The organism is Enterobacter sp. Acro-832 (genome assembly GCF_011752745.1).
In the GTDB taxonomy this organism is placed as follows: Bacteria; Pseudomonadota; Gammaproteobacteria; order Enterobacterales; family Enterobacteriaceae; genus Enterobacter; species Enterobacter quasiroggenkampii.
Genome location: NZ_VWWX01000001.1, coordinates 566,433 through 585,621, shown reverse-complemented (window position 1 = coordinate 585,621; position 19,189 = coordinate 566,433). Strand labels below are relative to the sequence as shown.

At 56.4% G+C, this 19,189-nt stretch carries 16 protein-coding genes; all 16 read left to right on the top strand.

The genetic code is table 11. The features are described from left to right. Window positions 1–10: 10 nt before the first annotated feature. Window positions 11–1,009: a hypothetical protein gene (locus F3J31_RS02705; protein WP_167211213.1), complete on the top strand. Its 999-nt coding sequence runs from the start codon at window positions 11–13 to the stop codon at window positions 1,007–1,009. A gap of 9 nt (window positions 1,010–1,018) precedes the next feature. Then, a complete protein-coding gene (locus F3J31_RS02700; RefSeq protein ID WP_167211210.1) occupies window positions 1,019–1,831 on the top strand; it encodes a type VI secretion system accessory protein TagJ in 813 nt (270 codons plus the stop codon). Next, window positions 1,824–2,387 (top strand): type VI secretion system baseplate subunit TssE, encoded by a 564-nt coding sequence (gene tssE / locus F3J31_RS02695; RefSeq protein ID WP_024909842.1) that lies wholly within the window; start codon window positions 1,824–1,826, stop codon window positions 2,385–2,387. Before F3J31_RS02700 ends, tssE begins: the two co-directional genes overlap by 8 nt. 2 nt (window positions 2,388–2,389) lie before the next feature. Further along, entirely contained in the window at window positions 2,390–4,261 is a 1,872-nt protein-coding gene (gene tssF, locus F3J31_RS02690) for a type VI secretion system baseplate subunit TssF (RefSeq protein ID WP_167211207.1), read from the top strand. Then, the gene (tssG, locus tag F3J31_RS02685; RefSeq protein ID WP_069719027.1) at window positions 4,258–5,301 is read left to right on the top strand and encodes a type VI secretion system baseplate subunit TssG; all 1,044 of its coding nucleotides are present in this window, start codon (window positions 4,258–4,260) and stop codon (window positions 5,299–5,301) included. Before tssF ends, tssG begins: the two co-directional genes overlap by 4 nt. 38 nt (window positions 5,302–5,339) lie before the next feature. Continuing rightward, window positions 5,340–7,955, top strand: coding sequence for a type VI secretion system ATPase TssH (tssH, locus tag F3J31_RS02680; protein ID WP_167211204.1), 2,616 nt, complete (start codon window positions 5,340–5,342; stop codon window positions 7,953–7,955). Between the two features lie 24 nt (window positions 7,956–7,979). Further along, window positions 7,980–9,398, top strand: coding sequence for a serine/threonine-protein kinase (locus F3J31_RS02675; RefSeq protein WP_167211201.1), 1,419 nt, complete (start codon window positions 7,980–7,982; stop codon window positions 9,396–9,398). Between the two features lie 233 nt (window positions 9,399–9,631). Further along, window positions 9,632–10,042, top strand: a complete 411-nt coding sequence (locus tag F3J31_RS02670; RefSeq protein ID WP_223539133.1) for a hypothetical protein — start codon at window positions 9,632–9,634, stop codon at window positions 10,040–10,042. Window positions 10,043–10,106: 64 nt separating this feature from the next. Further along, a complete protein-coding gene (tssI, locus tag F3J31_RS02665; RefSeq protein ID WP_167211196.1) occupies window positions 10,107–12,035 on the top strand; it encodes a type VI secretion system tip protein TssI/VgrG in 1,929 nt (642 codons plus the stop codon). A gap of 11 nt (window positions 12,036–12,046) precedes the next feature. Then, window positions 12,047–12,841, top strand: a complete 795-nt coding sequence (locus tag F3J31_RS02660) for a DcrB-related protein (protein WP_167211193.1) — start codon at window positions 12,047–12,049, stop codon at window positions 12,839–12,841. A 2-nt stretch (window positions 12,842–12,843) separates the two neighbouring features. Next, a complete protein-coding gene (locus tag F3J31_RS02655; RefSeq protein ID WP_167211190.1) occupies window positions 12,844–14,184 on the top strand; it encodes a PAAR domain-containing protein in 1,341 nt (446 codons plus the stop codon). Continuing rightward, complete coding sequence (gene tri1 / locus F3J31_RS02650; protein WP_167211187.1) at window positions 14,184–15,284, top strand: ADP-ribosylarginine hydrolase Tri1; 1,101 nt, start codon at window positions 14,184–14,186, stop codon at window positions 15,282–15,284. Before F3J31_RS02655 ends, tri1 begins: the two co-directional genes overlap by 1 nt. A 364-nt stretch (window positions 15,285–15,648) precedes the next feature. Next, a complete protein-coding gene (locus F3J31_RS02645) occupies window positions 15,649–16,086 on the top strand; it encodes a hypothetical protein (RefSeq protein ID WP_240152739.1) in 438 nt (145 codons plus the stop codon). A gap of 60 nt (window positions 16,087–16,146) precedes the next feature. Then, entirely contained in the window at window positions 16,147–18,069 is a 1,923-nt protein-coding gene (tssI, locus tag F3J31_RS02640; RefSeq protein WP_167211180.1) for a type VI secretion system tip protein TssI/VgrG, read from the top strand. Continuing rightward, window positions 18,062–18,559, top strand: coding sequence for a hypothetical protein (locus F3J31_RS02635; protein ID WP_240152738.1), 498 nt, complete (start codon window positions 18,062–18,064; stop codon window positions 18,557–18,559). Before tssI (F3J31_RS02640) ends, F3J31_RS02635 begins: the two co-directional genes overlap by 8 nt. 75 nt (window positions 18,560–18,634) lie before the next feature. Further along, entirely contained in the window at window positions 18,635–19,189 is a 555-nt protein-coding gene (locus tag F3J31_RS02630) for a hypothetical protein (RefSeq protein WP_345790436.1), read from the top strand.

Below are 19,189 nucleotides of genomic sequence, written 5' to 3'. Positions count from 1 at the left end.
AAGGAACGATATGAAACTTTGGCTATCGGGTTTGGCACTTCTGGCGGCGACCTCCACCGCGCAGGCTGAAAATTTCCGCATCGTGCAGTCTCCTGCGCAGAAGCTGGATATCTGGATCGACAACATCAAAGACAACACGCCGCAGAGCTGGTGTAAGCCTGAGGTGGCGCTGCGTATTGTGGCGAACGGCAAGAAAAACGTCTCCGTGCTGGAAAACTTTGTGCCGCGTCTTGGCTCACTGCTGGAACACCAGTGCAGCAAAGTGAATAAACTCAGCTGGACGCTCAACGATCCGGCGGGTACCACGCTGGCGCAGGGCACGGCTGGCAAAGCGCAGGACTGGGCGCTGGTGGTGAAACAGGAGCAGGCCGCGTCTGCCGCGACCGTCACCGCCACCCCAGCCAGCGGCGCGTTACTGCCGCCCGATCAGAACGTGGCTTCCCGCACCGTTGCCGCCGACCGTACGCCGTGGCAGGAGTTTACGCTTCAGGACGGCTGCCACCTGCGCACCTTCTGGGAAGGGGGCGCTTCTGCACCGGCGCTCTTTATTCCGGATTCTGACACCACCCGCTGCGGGAACGGCAGTTGGCTGAGCGGACACACCGTTGTGTCGCAGTCCCGCAACGGCGGGCAGAAAGAGATGGCGGTGACATACATTCATGGCTTCCCGGTCACCGGGCTGAATCAAAGCGCTGACCCGGAAAACGCGCTGATCACCTCCGTCAATAAAGAGCGCATGGTATTCAGCACCCCAAACAGCGACCAGAGCTGGATGATCCTGCCTTACGACAACGCCCTGAACAGCTGGAAGAGCAACGGCACGGTCGCGGTGGAGATTTCCCGTGAAACCGCCAGCGATGATGCAAAACTGCAGGCGCGTATCGCGGCGGTGAAAAAAACCTGGAGCGCCTGGGTGGCACCCGGCACTCCGCTGAATATCGTTCTGATTGACACCCTGCGTCCTCAGCTGCGCGATCCGGCCGTCGGCGCATGGCGCGCGGCAAATTAAGGAATGGCAATGAATACGCTCTATCAACACCTGGCGGGTGAGTCGCTCAACGACGCGCTCGCGCGTCTGGAAGCAGCAATCAAAGCCCGTCCGGCAGATGCCGACCTCCGCGCCGCGTTCGTGCAGTTTTTAACCCTGAGCGGCAACTGGACGCGTGCCCTGACCCAGCTAAAAAGCTGGCTGGCGCTGAAGCCGCAGGCGAAGCCCACCGTCACACTGCTGGAGCAGTCCATTCAGGGCGAGCTGCAGCGCGCGAAGGTAATGGCGGGACAGGCGCGTCCGGCGATGCCTGAAACCCAGTGGCCGTGGCTGACCACCCTTGCCGCGGCGCTGAGCGAGGAGGGCGAGCGCGCGCAGGCGCTGCGTCTTGAAGCCCTTGAACAGGCGCAGGCCACCCCCGGCCACATTACCCTCGAAAACGAGGAGACGCTGGCCTTTGAGTGGCTGATGGACGGCGATGCCCGTCTCGGCCCGGTGTGCGAAACCATCGTCAACGGCCGCTATTTCTGGCTGCCGTTTAACGCCATCGCGGAGATCCGTTTCCAGGCGCCTGCCAGCGTCACCGATCTGGTCTGGCGTCACGCGCTGGTGCGCCTGACCGACGGAACGGAGCAGGTGTGTCAGATCCCGGCGCGTTACCCGTTTGCGGCCGATGCTTCCGATGCGGTCAAACTGGGGCGCACCACCGACTGGCACCCGCTCGATACTGACGGCACGCTGTATGAAGGCCAGGGCCAGAAGGCCTGGCTGAGCGAGCAAAGCGAAAGCCCGCTGCTGTCCTTGAGCCTCGTGACGTTCGCGACGGATGGAGCCGATGAGTAATCCCGCTGGCGAAGGCGATCTGCTGCGCAGCGGCTGGCAAGCCCGCAGCAAGCAGGAGAAGGTGGGGGCGCGCGACAAAATGCAGCCCTCGCTGCTCGATCGCCTCACCGATAACGATCCGGAAAAAAAACGCGAGTCGGCCAACAGCAATCTGATCACCCACGCCGCCCTGCGTCGCAATGTGCTGCGGGATCTGCAGTGGCTGTTTAATACCATCAACCACGATGCCTCCGGTGATTTGAGCGCGTTACCGCACGTGAGCCGCTCGGTGGTTAACTTCGGCGTCGCGCCGCTGGCCGGGAAAAGAATGTCGGACATCGAATGGCACGACATTCAGCGCAAGCTCACCGAGGCCATCATCAATTTTGAACCACGCATTTTGCCGCAGGGGCTGCAGGTCCGCTGCGTGTCGGATACCTCCTCGCTGGATCTGCACAACGTGCTCTCCATCGAGATAAAAGGGCGTTTATGGTGCGTGCCGTACCCGCTGGAGTTTCTGTTTCGTACCGATGTCGATCTGGAAAACGGCCATTTTGAACTGAAAGATGCGGGGTAATCATGGAAAGTAAACTGCTCGAATACTACAACCGTGAGCTGGCCTACCTGCGCGAAATGGGGGCCGAGTTTGCCGAACGCTACCCTAAAGTCGCCGGACGGCTGGGCATGCGCGGCATCGACGTGGCGGACCCGTATACCGAACGCCTGATGGAAGGGTTCGCCTTCCTGACCTCCCGCGTGCAGATGAAAATGGACGCGGAGTTTCCGCGCTTCTCCCAGCGTCTGCTGGAGATGATTGCGCCGAACTATCTTGCGCCCACGCCGTCGATGGCGATTGCGGAGATTCAGCCCGACAGCAGCCGGGGCGACCTGAGCAAGGGCTTCATCGTGCCGCGCGGCACCATGATGGACAGCCTGGCGCTGAAAAAAACCGGCGTGACCTGCAGCTATACCACGGCGCACGAGGTCAACCTGCTGCCGCTGAAAATCGACAAGGTCGAGCTGGGCGGTGTCCCCGCCGATTTGCCGCTCGCACAGCTGGGTCTGAGTCAGCGGGGGATCGGCAGCGCCCTGCGGATCCGCATCGCCTGCGACGGCCCGCAAAATCTCGGGCACCTGGATTTCGACCGACTGGAATTTTTCCTCGCCGGTCCGGATATCGAGGCGCTGAAGCTGCTGGAGCTGGTGATGGAGCACCACGCCGGGATTGTCTGTCAGACGGTCAGCCCGCAGCCGCAGCGACAGCTGCTGGCGTCGGACGCGCTGCGTCAGGAGGGCTTTGAGCCTGACCAGGCGCTGCTTCCGGACGATCTGCGCAACTTTGACGGCTATCGTCTGCTGCAGGAGTATTTCGCCATTCCGGCCCGATTCCGCTTCATTAGCCTCAGCGGCTTGAGCACGCTGATCCAGCGCTGTGAAGGCGAAAAAGCCTTCGACATCTTCATCCTGCTGGATAAGTCGGATGAACAACTGGAGCGCGTGGTCGATGCCAGCCACCTGGCGCTGCACTGCACCCCGGTCATCAACCTGTTCCCAAAGGTCGCGGCGCGTCAGAAGCTGAATGAAGGCCAACATGAATACCATCTGGTGGTCGATAACATCCGTCCGCTGGATTATGAGATTTACGCGGTCAAAAAAATCTATGGCAGCGCGGATGGTCAGCGCGATGACCAGACGTTTCGCCCGTTCTGGAGTACCTGGAGCGGTGATGCGGGCAACTACGGAGCCTATTTTTCCCTGCGCCGTGAACAGCGCGTGCTGTCCGAGCATGCCCTGCGCTACGGCACCCGTACCGGCTATATCGGCTCGGAGGTCTTTGTCTCGCTGGTGGATGAACAGCACGCACCCTGGCAGGAAAACCTGCGCTATATCTCTGCCGAGGTGCTCTGCACCAGCCGCGACCTGCCGCTGATGCTGCAGCAGGAGCTCGGGCAGTTCATTATGGCGGACTCCATGCCGGTGAAATCCCTCACGCTGCGTAAAGGCCCGACGCCACCGCGTCCGGCGCTGGCGGAAGGGTTCAGCACCTGGCGGCTTATCAGCCAGCTGCAGATGAACTACCTCAGCCTGATGGACAGTGACAATGAGGAGGGGGCTGCCGCGCTGCGCCAGCTGCTAGGGCTGTACGCCAACCTGGCCGAAACGCCCGTTGCGCGCCAGGTGGAAGGCGTTCGTCACTGCGTGCTGGAGCCGGTTCACCGCCGCGTGCCTGAACCCGGCCCGGTGGTGTTCGCCCGCGGGATCGGCATTACCCTGACGGTGGATGAGCGAGCCTTTTCGGGGGCCAGTCCGTGGCTCTTCGGCAGCGTGATGGAGCGCCTCTTTGCCCGTCTGGTCTCTATCAACAGCTTCACCGAGTTCACCCTGAAAAGTCAGCAGCGCGGCGAGATTGGCTACTGGGCGCCGCGCATGGGTAAAAGGGCGCTGATATGAGTGACGCTGCCACTGCACCGCTGCGCGTGCATCGCCTGACGAAGCTGCCGGATGCGTTCTGGCACGGCGTCCGTGAGACGCCCTGGCGCTACGATCTGTTTCAGCTGTTAAGGCGCATTGATGCCCAGGGCGGCGAGCGCTACCCGCTGGGCCGCGCGCCGCTGCCAAAATTTGAACCGCTGCGCATCGGCCAGCAGCCGTCGATGAGTTTTGCCCCGTCGACGCTGGCCAGGGTGCGTCAGCGGGAAGAGAGCGGGCTGCATGAGGTGTCTATCCTCAGCTTCGGCCTGTTTGGCCCGAACGGCCCGCTGCCTGTCCACATGACCGAGTACGCCCGCGAGCGTATTTATCATCATCAGGACACCAGCCTGAGCGCGTTTGCCGATCTGTTCCACCATCGTCTGGCGCTGCTGTTTTACCGCGCCTGGGCGGATGCGCAGCCAACCGTCTCGCTGGACCGCGCCGATAACAAGCGCTTTGAGGGCTATCTGGCGTCGCTGATTGGTATGGGCCAGCCGGGTCAGATGGACAACGGCAGCCTGAGCTCACACGCGCGCTTTACCCACGCCGGGCACCTGACCCGTCACGGGCGGGATCCTGAGGGGCTGGAGAAGATCCTGCGCAGCTATTTTAAGGCGCCGGTCAAACTGGTCAGCAACGTGCCGCAGTGGATGCCACTCTCCACGCGCGAGCAGGCGCAGCTGGGAGCAGGACGCCGCATGCCGCGCATGGGTGAATCCGCCTTTCTCGGCGTCGCCGTCCGCGACGTGCAGCATAAGTTTCGCATCGAGATTGGCCCGCTGAGCGCGGAGGAGTACAACCGCTTTCTGCCGGGTGAAGCGTGGGTCACCGAGCTGCGCGACTGGGTGCGTCAGTACGCCGGAGTGGAGTTTGAATGGGAAACGCGGGTGATCCTGCGCGCAGACGCGGTGCAGGGCGCCACGCTCGGCAGTCATGCGCGATTAGGCTATAACACCTGGCTGGGCCTTCAGCCGCAGCCTGTCCCGCGCGGCGATCTGGTGTATCGCGCAGAGCGGTAATCCTTCCGTATACCGAATCATTGTTAATGGAAACTAACATGTCAGAAATTAGCCGTGCCGTGCTTTTCGGCAAACTGGATACGCTGTTATTTACCTCTCTGGAAAGCGCCACTGCGTTCTGCAAGCTGCGCGGCAACCCCTATGTTGAGCTGGTGCACTGGCTGCATCAGCTGATGCAGCAGCAGGATGGCGATCTGCAGCAGGTCATCCGCCACTTTGCCCTTGATGAACAGCAGCTGACGCGCGATATCGTTGCCGCGCTGGATGTGCTCCCGCGCGGGGCGAGTTCCGTTTCCGATCTCTCGGAGCATATCGACAGCGCCGTGGAGCGCGCCTGGGTCTTCGGCTCGCTGAAGTTTGGCGTCAGCCGCATTCGCGGCGGCCATTTGCTGATCGGCATGCTGAAAACCTGGAACCTGGCCAACGTGCTGAAAAGCGTTTCGGCGCAGTTTACCCGCCTTAACGTGGAGGTATTGATTGAGCAATTCGATATCATCTGCGCCAACAGCAAAGAGACGCAGCAGGCCGCTGCTGCCGTCGATGCACCGGCGGGTACGGTACCGGCTGCGCAGGGGACGCTGGCCCAGTACGGCCAGGATCTGACCGCCCGCGCCCGGGAAGGGAAGATTGATCCGGTCGTCGGGCGCGACGAGGAGATCCGCCAGATGGTCGATATCCTGATGCGTCGTCGCCAGAACAACCCGCTGCTGACCGGGGAAGCCGGGGTCGGCAAAACGGCGGTGGTGGAAGGTCTGGCGCTGCGTATCGCCGACGGCGACGTGCCGGAGCCGCTGCAGAACATTCAGCTGTGGCTGCTGGATATCGGCATGCTGCAGGCCGGTGCAGGCATGAAAGGCGAGTTTGAAGCCCGTCTGCAGGCGCTCATTAATGAAGTCCAGTCCAGCGCCACGCCGATCATTCTGTTTATCGATGAGATCCACACCCTGATTGGCGCAGGCGGCCAGCAGGGGACCGGCGATGCGGCGAACCTGCTGAAGCCAGCTCTGGCGCGCGGCCAGCTGCGCACCATCGGGGCCACCACTTGGGCAGAATACAAAAAGTACATTGAGAAAGATCCGGCGCTGACCCGTCGTTTCCAGACGGTGCAGGTACACGAGCCGGACGAAGCGAAAGCCATTCTGATGCTGCGCAGCACCGTGTCGCCGCTGGAGACGCATCACCAGGTGTTGCTGCTCGACGAAGCGGTCAGCGCGGCGGTGAAGCTGTCGCATCGCTACATTCCGGCGCGTCAGTTGCCGGACAAAGCCGTTGCGCTGCTCGATACCGCCTGCGCCCGCGTCGCGGTCAGCCAGAGCGCGCCGCCGGCGCAGCTGGAAGACTGCCTGCGCCATCTTGCCGCGCTGGATGTGGAAATTGAGATTGCTGAACGCGAAGCGCGCGTGGGGGCCGGTGATGCCGATCGCGTCACGGCATTACGCGCCGAACGCGACGCGTATGAGACAAAACGCGCAGCCCTGGCCGAGCGCTGGGAAGAAGAACGCAGCCTGGTGCAGGAGATTATCCGCCTGCGCGCCGCGCTGTTCGCGGCGGGCGAGGAAGATACCGCTGAGCTGCGCGGCCTGCTGGCGGAACAGCAGCAGGCGCTGAACGCCTTACAGGGTGACGAGCCGCTGCTGTTTGCCGCGGTGGATGAAAACGTGGTTGCCGCGGTGGTCTCTGACTGGACCGGGATCCCGCTGGGCCGGATGGTGAAAAACGAGATCGACGCGGTACTCAACCTTGCCGACACGCTGAACCAGCGCGTTATCGGCCAGCGTCACGGTCTGGATCTGATTGCCCGCCGCGTGAAAACCTCGCGGGCTAAGCTCGACGACCCGAACAAGCCGGTAGGCGTCTTTATGCTGTGCGGCCCGTCCGGCGTCGGTAAAACCGAAACCGCGCTGGCGCTCGCCGAATCCCTGTACGGCGGCGAGCAGAACGTCATCACCATCAACATGAGCGAGTTCCAGGAAGCGCACACCGTCTCCACCTTAAAAGGTGCGCCTCCAGGGTACGTAGGGTATGGTGAAGGCGGGGTATTAACCGAAGCCGTCCGCCGCCGTCCATACAGTGTCGTGCTGCTGGACGAAATTGAGAAAGCGCACCCGGACGTCCACGAGATCTTCTTCCAGGTCTTTGATAAAGGCTGGATGGAGGACGGCGAGGGGCGCCACATTGATTTTCGCAACACCATTATTATTCTGACCTCCAACGTCGGTACCGAGCTGATTAGCGCCATGTGCGCCGATCCGGACCTCATGCCGGAGCCTGAGGCCTTAAGCGGCGCGTTGCGCCAGCCGCTGCTGGAGGTCTTCCCGCCCGCGCTGCTGGGCCGTCTGCTGGTGGTGCCGTATTACCCGCTCAGCGACGAGATGCTGGGGCAGATTGTTCGCCTGCAGCTCAGGCGCATTCAGCGTCGTCTGGAAGAGAATCACAGCATTATTTCTGAGTTTGACGACAGCGTGGTGGAACAAATTGTTCAGCGCTGTACCGAGGTGGAGTCGGGGGGACGCATGGTGGATGCTATTCTGACCAACACCCTGCTGCCCCAGATGAGCCAGATCTTACTTACCGCCAGCCGCAGCGACGAGCAGTACCGACGTCTGCATGTCACCTGCGAGCAGGGCGAGTTTCACTGTCAGTTTGCCGCGTAATAATCATCAAGAGAACTGTAAAAGATGACGGATAATGATAACAATCGGACTGTCCCAAACGCGCTCCCGGTCGGGTACCGCTTCAACGAGTTTGAAATCAAAGAGGTGATCGGCGGCGGCGGTTTTGGCATTGTCTATCGCGCGTGGGATCACCAGCTCGAACGCACTATCGCTATCAAAGAATTTATGCCTTCCTCGCTCGCCGTTCGCGGCGACGACATGACCCTGGTGCTGCGCAGCGAGCGCTTTGGCAAAGCGTTCTCCGCGGGCCTGAACAGCTTCATTCAGGAAGCGCGTCTGCTGGCGCGCTTTAACCACCCGAACCTGCTGCACGTCCTGCGCTTCTGGGTGCAAAACGACACGGCCTACATGGGGACGCTGTTTTACAGCGGCACCACGCTGTCACGCCTGCGTGAAGAAAAGCCGGAGCTGATCAACGAAGCCTGGATCCGCCGCACGCTGCCGATGCTGTTCGGTGCGATCAAGACCATCCACGACGAAGGCTACCTGCACCGCGACATCTCTCTGGATAACATCCAGATTCAGGATAACGGCCTGCCGGTGCTGCTCGATTTCGGCTCCGCACGCCGCACGATTGGTAACCTCTCCGACGAAACGGAAACCATGCTGCGCCCGGGCTTTGCGCCTATTGAGCAGTACACCGACGACAACGAAAGCGAGCAGGGCCCGTGGACGGATATTTACGCCCTCGGCGCCGTGCTGCGTACCCTGATTGTGGGTTCTCCGCCGCCGGTCAGCGTGGTGCGCTCTATTCAGGATACCTGCAAACCGCTGGTGGAAATCATGCCGCAGGGCTATTCCATCCCGCTACTCCAGGCCATTGACCGCGCGCTGGCGCTGCACATGGAGGATCGTCCGCAGTCCATCGACGAGTTCGCCGCGCTGATTGAGATGCCGGTCGCGGGTATCAACGATGTGCTGACCGCGAAAAAGCCCGGCACGATGCTGGTACCGGTGGAGGAGGAACAACCTGCTTCGCTGCTCGACTGGCGTCGCTACAGGATCCCGGGCATGGTTGCCGCAGGCGTGCTGGTCGGCGTTGTCGCTGGCGCGATGCTGTTCAGCGGCGGTAACGATGCGCCAGAGCAGGCTGCGCAGGCACCGGCTGAGACGCGTTCGACTGAAACCGCCGCGAACGCCCCAGACGTGAAGCCAGAAACGGCGAAGGTGAGCGAACCGGCGACGGCACAGCAGACGCCACCGCCTGCCGCGAGCCCTGTTGCGTTGGTCTATATCCGCATCCTCGAGGGCGAAACGCTGAAAGTAAACGGCGAGCCAAAAGCGCTGCGCCCGGGAACCAACGGTTATGCATCGCTCAAGCTGCCGGCCGGTGAGGCGAAGATTGAACTGCAGGGCAACGGAAGAACGCGTGGCCAGACGCTGGATATTGCCAAGCCGGGCACCTGGCTGGTGAATCCGTAGGAATATAAACAGGAGATACTATGGAAGTGTACAATCTTCGAAGCCAGAGGCTTCACATCCAAAGGAATGTGAGAAGGTTGTCTCTCCTGTTTATGCGTTTTGAATTTAACCCTAATCTGGAGAGTTGAGTTGAAGCCAACATGTGCCTCCCCATTTTTATAAATAATAATATCGGGCGTACACAAAACAACCTCGCTCATTTAAATAGCAATCTATGGTATTTCTGGGGAAGCATGGATCTTCTCGCAATGTTACTTTATTGCGTGAATTCAGTTCGCCACGACAGAATTCCATTCATTTCTGATGCAAAAGCGTTTGGTGATTCGTTGCATTATTATGCAGGTGATGGTTTCAGCATTTTGGTCATGCTTTTTTTTGTGCTTGACTTACTTTTATTACTCTCTTTGTTTACTTCGGCCTGGTTATTCTTCAAGCGAAAGATTGGAGCGGTTAAATTTGCCCTTGCTCAGGAATTATTTCGCTTGATTTCATTCAGATGTTCGGTCTCATTGTTCCCTCTTTTAGTAAGTATGTTTGATATTTCAAACATCTGGTTGAATGTAGGTTTATTTGTCACATCAGAGTCACTGAAAATCTACTCTCTTGTTTTTTGGATGATTAAGAGGGAAAAGCCCCTTTCTTGAATGACGCTTTATCACAGATGCGAACCCCTTTTCTGCATCGCATAAGCTAGATGGAATAAAGATTATGCTCAACCGAATTACCGTTCAGCTCCCGGTGGAGGGGCTTCTGTTCTGGAAACTGACGGGCCGCGAGGCGATGTCCGAATCGTTCGCGCTGACGCTGACCGTGCTCGGCACGGACGCACGCATTGACCGCAGTAAGCTGCTGGGCCAGCCGGTCACGGTGGCTATCCCGACGCAGAATCTGCTGACGTCCCGCTATATTAACGGCAAGATTACCCGCGTGGCGGTCAGCGCCGTTGAGCTGACGGGCACCCGTTATGCGGTGTACCAGCTGACGGTGGAGCCGGACCTGTGGCCGATGAAGCGCGACCGTAACCTGCGTATCTTCCAGGGGCAGACGGTGCCGCAGATTGTGAAAACCCTGCTCGGTGAGCATCAGGTCAACGTTGAGGATAAACTCACCGGCAGCTACCGGGTGTGGGACTACTGCGTGCAGTATCAGGAGTCGAGCCTGGACTTCATCAGCCGCCTGATGGAACTGGAGGGGATTGCGTATCACTTCCGCCATGAGGCGGACAAGCACACCCTGGTGCTCACCGACGCCGCCACGCAGTACCAGCCGTTCAGCGGCTATGAGGTCATTCCGTACCACCAGACGCCGTCGGGCGGCAGTACGGACGAAGAGGGCATCAGCCAGTGGGCGCTGGAGGACAGCGTGACGCCGGGGATTTACAGCCTCGACGACTATGACTTCCGCAAGCCGAACGCGTGGCTGTTTCAGGCCCAGCAGAACCCGGCGTCGCCGAAGCCGGGCAGCATCGACGTGTACGACTGGCCGGGTCGCTTTGTGGACAAGGGGCACGGGGAGTTCTATGCCCGTATCCGTCAGGAGCGCTGGCAGGTGGAGCATCAGCAGATTCAGGCCACCGCCACGGCGGCGGGGATTGCGCCCGGGCACACCTTCACCTTAACCAACGCGCCGTTCTTCAGCGACAACGGGGAGTATCTGGTGACGGCGGCGGGCTACCACTTCGAAGAGAACCGCTACGCCAGCGGCGAGGGGGAAACCATACACCGGACCGATTTCACGGTCATCCCGTCGGCGGTGGTGTACCGTCCGGCGCAGACCACGGCGTGGCCGCGCACCTACGGCCCGCAGACGGCGAAAGTGGTGGGGCCGAAGGGCGAGAGTATCTGGACGGACAAATACGGCCGGGTGAAGGTGAAGTTCCACTGGGACCGTCTGGCGAAGGGCGATGACACCAGTTCCTGCTGGGTGCGCGTGTCGAGCGCGTGGGCGGGCCAGGGCTACGGCGGGGTGCAAATCCCGCGCGTGGGCGATGAGGTGGTGGTGGACTTTATCAACGGCGACCCGGACCGTCCGATCATTACCGGTCGCGTGTACAACGACGCGAGCATGCCGCCGTGGGCGCTGCCGGCTGCGGCGACGCAGATGGGCTTTATGAGCCGCACGAAAGACGGTTCCGTGGACAATGCCAATGCCCTGCGGTTTGAGGATAAAGCGGGCGCAGAACAGGTATGGATCCAGGCCGAGCGCAATCTGGATATTAACGTCAAAAACGACGAAACACATTCTACTGAAAAAAATCGAACCCAGTTCGTTGGCGAAGATGAAACCTTACGGGTAGCGAAAAATCAGAAATCAGGGATTAAAGGCGATGTGGTATGCCTGACGGGGAACAGTCGAAACGATAAAGTCGTTAATAATTTTATACTTTCCGCAGGAAATACGCTGAGACTGGAATGTGGTGAAAGCGCCATCGAGCTATCAAAAGACGGCAGCGTCCATATCATTGGTAATAATTTTAACTTTACTGCGAAACAGAACGCGCAAATTAATACGCTTTCCGGCGAATTACATTTGAACCCTGATGATGGACAAAATGTCATCGATCCGCCTGGCGCATCCCTTCAGGGTGAAATCCAGCAGGAAGTGGATAGTTTTTTTGTTATTAATGGCAATAAATAAGAGTAACCCGAATGGCTGAATATATTCTTCAGGAAGCATCCCTTGCCTTACCCGATGTATTTAAAGACAGAACCATGAATTTATTTACCCTGAGTGATAACGGAGCCAGCGAGTTTACTTTTGTTGTTTCTCGTGCGAGTGCTAAAAACGAAGATAAAGTCCATGATGCGGCAACACGGCTGGTACGTGAACTGGAAATTACGGTGCCCGACTTTCGTCTCGAATCCTCGCAGATGACCTCTGTTGATGGTCTCCCGGCGGTTGAGCTTTTTTATCAATTCAAAAATGATAATGCGATCATTTTCCAGAGGCAGACCGTTATTTTGCTCGGTGACCATCCTGGCGGCCAAAAGATGGTGTGTTATATCGGTACTTGCCCGGGCGAGTTTAGCGATTATTATCATAATCAATATCAGGAAATTATCCGCAGTATTAAGTTCCACAAACCGGCTCAGACTGAAACTAGAGAAATGCTCGCTGCCGACAGCCAGGGGCCATTTTTTGCGCTTGATAGTGAGAGTAAGGAATTGAGTGTCTTTGAAAACATTCAGGAACTGTATGGACATCTTTCGCTTCAGCGGGCGAAAGAGGGGCAATATTTGCTTTTTGAAAAACAGGGTAAACCACTCAGTATTGCACCCGTTCCGGACAGCCAACCCCTTCGTTACGCGCTGTGGACGACTTTCGCAGACAAATCACATCACCTACTTTCACAGCTTTCCGTATGCCGCCAGGTGTCTGGTTCTGACCCGCTTGATACAGCCGACCGGATCCGTAAGTATCTGATGGCACAGCGAGCCGAATAGCCATGTCCGAATGTCAGGCTGCTCGCGTAGATGATGAGATTGCACATACAGCCTCAAAAGGCTGGATGATTGCAGGATTGGTGGGCGGGGCCATTCTGGGCGCAGCTGCCGTTGTCGTCACCGGAGGGACCGCGCTGGTTGCTGTTTCTGCCGTTGCGGCTGGGGCATGCGCTGCGGGTGGGTTGGGTGAGCTCCTCGGCAGTATGTCATGGGCTCCACGCCATACTACCGGTACGCTAAAAGAAGGTTCACCCAATGTTTTTATCAACAGCCGAAAGGCGATCCGCGCTCATCTGTCAGCCGGAGAGTGTGACGAACACAGCGGTAGTCTGCAACGGGTTGCCGAAGGTTCGATAAAGGTTTACATCAACAACTTTCCCGCCTCTCGCACTGGCGATAAGCTGACATGCAGCGCTGAGATTAGCCAGGGATCGCGAAATGTTATTATCGGTGGAAGCAAGGTTCAGACCGATGAAATAAGTCCTGAAATCCCGGAATGGGTGAACTGGACGATGCTCGCCGTTGGTGCCGGAGCCATGGCGGTGCTAGCCAGTCCAGCAATCGCCCTTCTGAGTACCCTCGGTGCGATGGGCGGTGGGACTATTGGTGGCTACGCGGGTGGAATGCTGTGTGGCGAAGGTAGCGACGGTCAGAAATGGGGGATGCTGATCGGCTCCGTTATCGGCGGCGGGGCTGGTATTAAAGGCGGGGCACGGTTTGATGCGTGGCGGGCTGGTAAAATACCGGCAGTTAGACCTGTCGAAGCAAGCCCATTAGGCGCTACAGGTTTAAATAAACCGAAGATGAGTTTATCCGAGGCTGTAGGTAAAGACCTGTCGAATACATGGATAACGAAGGGAAGACAACTTGCTGAACAAGGGGATAAACGACTCTCCTCCCTGCTAACCGATGATGAAGTAGGGGCTCTTTACGGTTATACTACGAATGAAGGTTATCCGATGGTTAACAATGCGCTAAGAGGTCAGGCTGAACTTACACCAGAAATACAAGCCTTTGCGGATCACGCCACTAACGCGCTTGATAAGCTTCCTTCCTATGAGGGGATAACATATCGAGGCGCGACGTTACCTGAAAACGTACTAATGGAAAACCAAGTGGGTAATGTTGTTTCTGATCCAGCATTTATGAGCACCGATCAGAAAGTTCCTTTTTCGGGAGATGCCACGATTACAATTAATGGTAAAACTGGTAAGCCTATTGATTTTCTTTCTGAATATAAAGGAACTGAAACGGAAGTGCTTTTCAAACCAGGTACCAAATTTGAAGTTGTTGAGCGTGTTGATTCTGGTGGTAAAACCGCGCTTACATATAAGGAATTATAATGATCGATCTGCACACTGATTTAAATACGTTACTAAAGTATGTGGACAAATATCGACAATACTTACCCGTTAGCAGTCCTTTGGTTCAGCGGAGGATGCAGTATACTTATGATAATAAACCCTTAGAATCATCGCCGAATAGTGATGCACAAAAACAATGGGACTTAACACCATCATGTAACATCTCACTCGCGGAATCGCGAGATCGTGCTGTTGGTGCGCTTATTGGTCTTGCTGTTGGAGATGCTGTAGGGACGACGCTCGAATTTTTACCTCGTGACAAAGCACACGTCAAAGATATGACAGGTGGTGGGCCATTTCGACTCCGCGCAGGTGAATGGACGGATGATACATCCATGGCATTATGTCTTGCGGAAACGCTTCTTGAGAAAGGTGATGCTGATACTATATGCTTCAGGAATAAGCTTCTGGAATGGTATCGGCATGGTTATAACAGTTCAAATGGCATCTGTTTTGATATAGGAAATACAACTCGGTTTGCTTTAGAGCAATATTTAACTGTTGGCCCTGGGTGGAGCGGTAATACAGCACCAGAAACTGCAGGTAATGCTTCCATTATCAGACAAGCACCTGTCTCTATTTTTTTTAGAAAATCATTAAGCAAAGCGTTTTATGAAGCTAAAAAACAGAGTATCGCAACACACGGTGCCGCGGAAGCAATAAATAGCACACAGTATTTAAGTTATTTGCTTGTGCATATGATTAACGGTAGCAATAAAGATTTTGTTTTTTCTCCGCACGTTATGCCGCTTCAGCCACGCGTAATGATTATCAACGCGGGTGAATATAAGCAAAAAACTCGCAATCAGATTCGTTCAAGTGGTTATGTTATAGATACGCTTGAGGCCGCGATGTGGTCGGTATGGAATACGGATAATTTCCGCGATGCAATTCTACTGGCCGCCAATCTTGCCGATGACGCTGACAGCGTTGCGGCGACGGCGGGACAAATAGCTGGAGCATTATATGGTTATTCCGGTATTCCGCAGGAGTGGAAAAACAAACTCGTACAGCACGAACGTATCGCCAAAATGGCAGGTGAACTGTTCGATAGAGCTCCAGAGGATAATTTCTTATAATTATATTAGTCATATGGCACGGGTATTGTACCGTGCCTCTTTCTTTGTCTGTCCCTAATGGTTTGTTAGTTAAAAGCGTCCCGGCGTCTCAAAAATTGGACAATACACATTCTTCGAGAAGAGAAGATGTGGTGACCATGGTTTGTGGATAAAGAAAATTATATTGAGTTGGGTTGAATTAATGGCGTCACTGATATAGTCAATCAGCGGTTCGGGCCAATATTACGCCTGGTAGCAAAATCTATCGCCGCGTTAAGCTGTATCTTGTTGTTTTATGGTATTTGGTTTGGAAAAGGAGTGTGATGCGAAGTGAGATGACGACACGACAATGCCTGGAGAACAATATGTATAAATGTGGTACGTTATGATTCAATGGCTTTTCTTTATTCTCTTTATGATTTGGACACTAGCGCTTATCTGGAATGGAAAAGACTTATTCAGTAAAAAACAATGGTTCCTTGCTGGGTTGATGTTCGTTCTGGTGCTAGTGGCTACGGTTGTTATTGGTTTTACGTTGAAATGGCTCGCTCAGTCAATGTCATTATTCTCCGTCGCAACAGCGAAACAATATTCGATTATCTTTTCCATGTCTTTCCTGTGCGTATGGGGACTAAAAATTACCGTTGTGCTGCTCTGCACGATCTTTTCCGGGATTACAGGAGGGCACAAAAAATACAATGCTGAAAATTATGAAGCAATATCGTCTATAACACGCGTCGTTGCGCCTTGCTTACTTATCGTTGCTAAAAGCGTAGTTTCCCTGGGGAGCGTCCTTATGTTTTCAGGTTTATGGCTTAAATAAGCACGATTTAAAAAAATATCTCAATGAACACCGAGATTAGTCCATAGTGGAATAAAGATTATGCTCAACCGAATTACCGTTCAGCTCCCGGTGGAGGGGCTTCTGTTCTGGAAACTGACGGGCCGCGAGTCGATGTCCGAGTCGTTCGCGCTGACGCTGACCGTGCTCGGCACGGACGCGCGCATTGACCGCAGTAAGCTGCTGGGCCAGCCGGTCACGGTGACCATCCCGACGCAGAATCTGCTGACGTCCCGCTATATTAACGGCAAGATTACCCGCGTGGCGGTCAGCGCCGTTGAGCTGACGGGCACCCGCTATGCGGTGTACCAGCTGACGGTGGAGCCGGACCTGTGGCCGATGAAGCGCGACCGTAACCTGCGTATCTTCCAGGGGCAGACGGTGCCGCAGATTGTGAAAACCCTGCTCGGTGAGCATCAGGTCAACGTTGAGGATAAACTCACCGGCAGCTACCGGGTGTGGGACTACTGCGTGCAGTATCAGGAGTCGAGCCTGGACTTCATCAGCCGCCTGATGGAACTGGAGGGGATTGCGTATCACTTCCGCCATGAGGCGGACAAGCACACCCTGGTGCTCACCGACGCCGCCACGCAGTACCAGCCGTTCAGCGGCTATGAGGTCATTCCGTACCACCAGACGCCGTCGGGCGGCAGTACGGACGAAGAGGGCATCAGCCAGTGGGCGCTGGAGGACAGCGTGACGCCGGGGATTTACAGCCTCGACGACTATGACTTCCGCAAGCCGAACGCGTGGCTGTTTCAGGCCCAGCAGAACCCGGCGTCGCCGAAGCCGGGCAGCATCGACGTGTACGACTGGCCGGGTCGCTTTGTGGACAAGGGGCACGGGGAGTTCTATGCCCGTATCCGTCAGGAGCGCTGGCAGGTGGAGCATCAGCAGATTCAGGCCACCGCCACGGCGGCGGGGATTGCGCCCGGGCACACCTTCACCTTAACCAACGCGCCGTTCTTCAGCGACAACGGCGAGTATCTGGTCACGGCGGCGGGTTACCACCTCGAAGAGAACCGCTATGCCAGCGGCGAGGGGGAGACCATTCACCGCACCGATTTCACGGTCATCCCGTCGGCGGTGGTGTACCGTCCGGCGCAGACCACGGCGTGGCCGCGCACCTACGGCCCTCAGACGGCGAAAGTGGTGGGGCCGAAGGGCGAGAGTATCTGGACGGACAAATACGGCCGGGTGAAGGTGAAGTTCCACTGGGACCGTCTGGCGAAGGGCGATGACACCAGCTCCTGCTGGGTGCGCGTGTCGAGCGCGTGGGCGGGCCAGGGCTACGGCGGGGTGCAGATCCCGCGCGTCGGCGATGAGGTGGTGGTGGACTTTATCAACGGGGACCCGGACCGTCCGATCATTACCGGGCGCGTGTACAACGACGCGAGCATGCCGCCGTGGGCGCTGCCGGCTGCGGCGACGCAGATGGGCTTTATGAGCCGCACGAAAGACGGTTCCGTGGACAACGCCAACGCCCTGCGGTTTGAGGATAAAGCGGGTGCAGAGCAGGTGTGGATCCAGGCCGAGCGTAACATGGACACCAGCGTTAAAAATGATGAAACGCACAGCGTCGGCGGCGAGCGCAGCCATTACGTGAAGAAAAATGAACTGCATCGCGTGGAAGCGAATCAGACTCAGGCCGTGAAAGGTGGCACCGAGATCCTGACGGGGAAAGGCAAGCTGGATGCGGCGGTGGAGCAGTACGTCATTGCTTCCGGGACGAAGCTGCGGCTGGTCTCCGGTGAGAGTGCCATTGAGCTGAATGCTAACGGCAAGATTAACCTCATCGGCAAAGAGTTTAACTTCTTCGTGGAAGGGGATGGGTATATCACCACGGGCGGTAAGCTGCATCTGAATACCTCGGGAACCAAGCCGGGCACGACGGCACCGGGATCGGGGCATAAGGGGGATATTGATGCGGCGGTGCAGGCGAAATTTACGGCCAAAGATGAGTAAAGCAGGTGCGGTGCTTATCGCGTTACTAACGACGGGAATGGCTGGAGGAGACGCGCAGAAAAAGGATCTCTGGATGTTTATTGCCGGGATGAGTGCATTGCTTAAGACGTTATCCGTTACAACCCTTAGTAATGCGCCGTTACCGTTTAAGATGACCAGGCAAAATGAATATATCAATTTCTACAATGCCGACGATATCAAACTCGCTGATGGAACGAACATAACCGCAATTGAGTTACGTTTAAGCAAAGATAACGACGGCATGGCGCCTTTACTGAATTTTTCACCCTCCTCAGGTCAATGCATAACGCTGGATACCGTTAAAAAGCATTATCCGCAGCTGACGTTAACTGATTATCCACGAGGCCGCTCGGGGAACGAAGTGACCAGCCATACAGCCCGAAAAGAGATGAATGGACAAAAGGTGAGCTTCAGTTTCACCGTGAAAAATCCTCACTGTCTGGGTTCAGTCGTCATTAGCGCAGACTAAGAAATACTGCACTCATGTCCTGGCGGTTTCTTCAGGGTGATAATTGCAATACACATTCAATAAATGACGATTAACGTGAAAAAACACACGCCGATATTTCTTTGTTCCATCCTGATGTTTACCTGTCTCGGCAGCAATGTGGTTTTGGCTCAGATAATGCCTCCCGTTCTGACAAAACGGGATTTTTCTGTGCAGATCAAAGACCAGGCTGTCGCATTGGGCGACCGATGGTCTCCTGATAGTGCCGGTAAAATTGATGTGCCGTTGGAAGGCAACTTTGTCGGTGAGGTTCCTTTTGACGGAACGAACTATAAATTCTACCAGCATCAAAGGGCTGGGTTAGAAATATTCAGTTCCAATCTCTGGTGGGATAAAGCTGAACGAAGCGTTGATGATTATATCGTGTCGCAGATTACGCTGACTGCCGAAGACTTCGCAACGCCGCGTGGTGTCCATGTGGGTTCAACGAGAAAGGAACTGAACAGCGCATACGGTACCGGTCAGGTCGACAATGATGCGGGGGAGCAGTGGATTACCTACGAATTGGATAAAAAAGTGCTTTCTTTTGAGATAAAAGGCGGGAACGTTATAAAAATAACGATGAATTACAACAATGATTCTCAAGAATAA

Excerpts from the sequence above, each read along its gene's own strand:
- tri1 (WP_167211187.1), top strand. The coding sequence starts at position 14,184 with ATGATCGATCTGCACACTGATTTAAATACGTTACTAAAGTATGTGGAC.
- F3J31_RS02645 (WP_240152739.1), top strand. The coding sequence starts at position 15,649 with ATGATTCAATGGCTTTTCTTTATTCTCTTTATGATTTGGACACTAGCG.
- tssH (WP_167211204.1), top strand. The coding sequence starts at position 5,340 with ATGTCAGAAATTAGCCGTGCCGTGCTTTTCGGCAAACTGGATACGCTG.
- F3J31_RS02675 (WP_167211201.1), top strand. The coding sequence starts at position 7,980 with ATGACGGATAATGATAACAATCGGACTGTCCCAAACGCGCTCCCGGTC.
- tssI (WP_167211180.1), top strand. The coding sequence starts at position 16,147 with ATGCTCAACCGAATTACCGTTCAGCTCCCGGTGGAGGGGCTTCTGTTC.
- F3J31_RS02700 (WP_167211210.1), top strand. The coding sequence starts at position 1,019 with ATGAATACGCTCTATCAACACCTGGCGGGTGAGTCGCTCAACGACGCG.
- F3J31_RS02670 (WP_223539133.1), top strand. The coding sequence starts at position 9,632 with ATGGATCTTCTCGCAATGTTACTTTATTGCGTGAATTCAGTTCGCCAC.
- F3J31_RS02705 (WP_167211213.1), top strand. The coding sequence starts at position 11 with ATGAAACTTTGGCTATCGGGTTTGGCACTTCTGGCGGCGACCTCCACC.
- F3J31_RS02655 (WP_167211190.1), top strand. The coding sequence starts at position 12,844 with ATGTCCGAATGTCAGGCTGCTCGCGTAGATGATGAGATTGCACATACA.
- tssG (WP_069719027.1), top strand. The coding sequence starts at position 4,258 with ATGAGTGACGCTGCCACTGCACCGCTGCGCGTGCATCGCCTGACGAAG.
- tssI (WP_167211196.1), top strand. The coding sequence starts at position 10,107 with ATGCTCAACCGAATTACCGTTCAGCTCCCGGTGGAGGGGCTTCTGTTC.
- F3J31_RS02635 (WP_240152738.1), top strand. The coding sequence starts at position 18,062 with ATGAGTAAAGCAGGTGCGGTGCTTATCGCGTTACTAACGACGGGAATG.
- tssF (WP_167211207.1), top strand. The coding sequence starts at position 2,390 with ATGGAAAGTAAACTGCTCGAATACTACAACCGTGAGCTGGCCTACCTG.
- F3J31_RS02660 (WP_167211193.1), top strand. The coding sequence starts at position 12,047 with ATGGCTGAATATATTCTTCAGGAAGCATCCCTTGCCTTACCCGATGTA.
- tssE (WP_024909842.1), top strand. The coding sequence starts at position 1,824 with ATGAGTAATCCCGCTGGCGAAGGCGATCTGCTGCGCAGCGGCTGGCAA.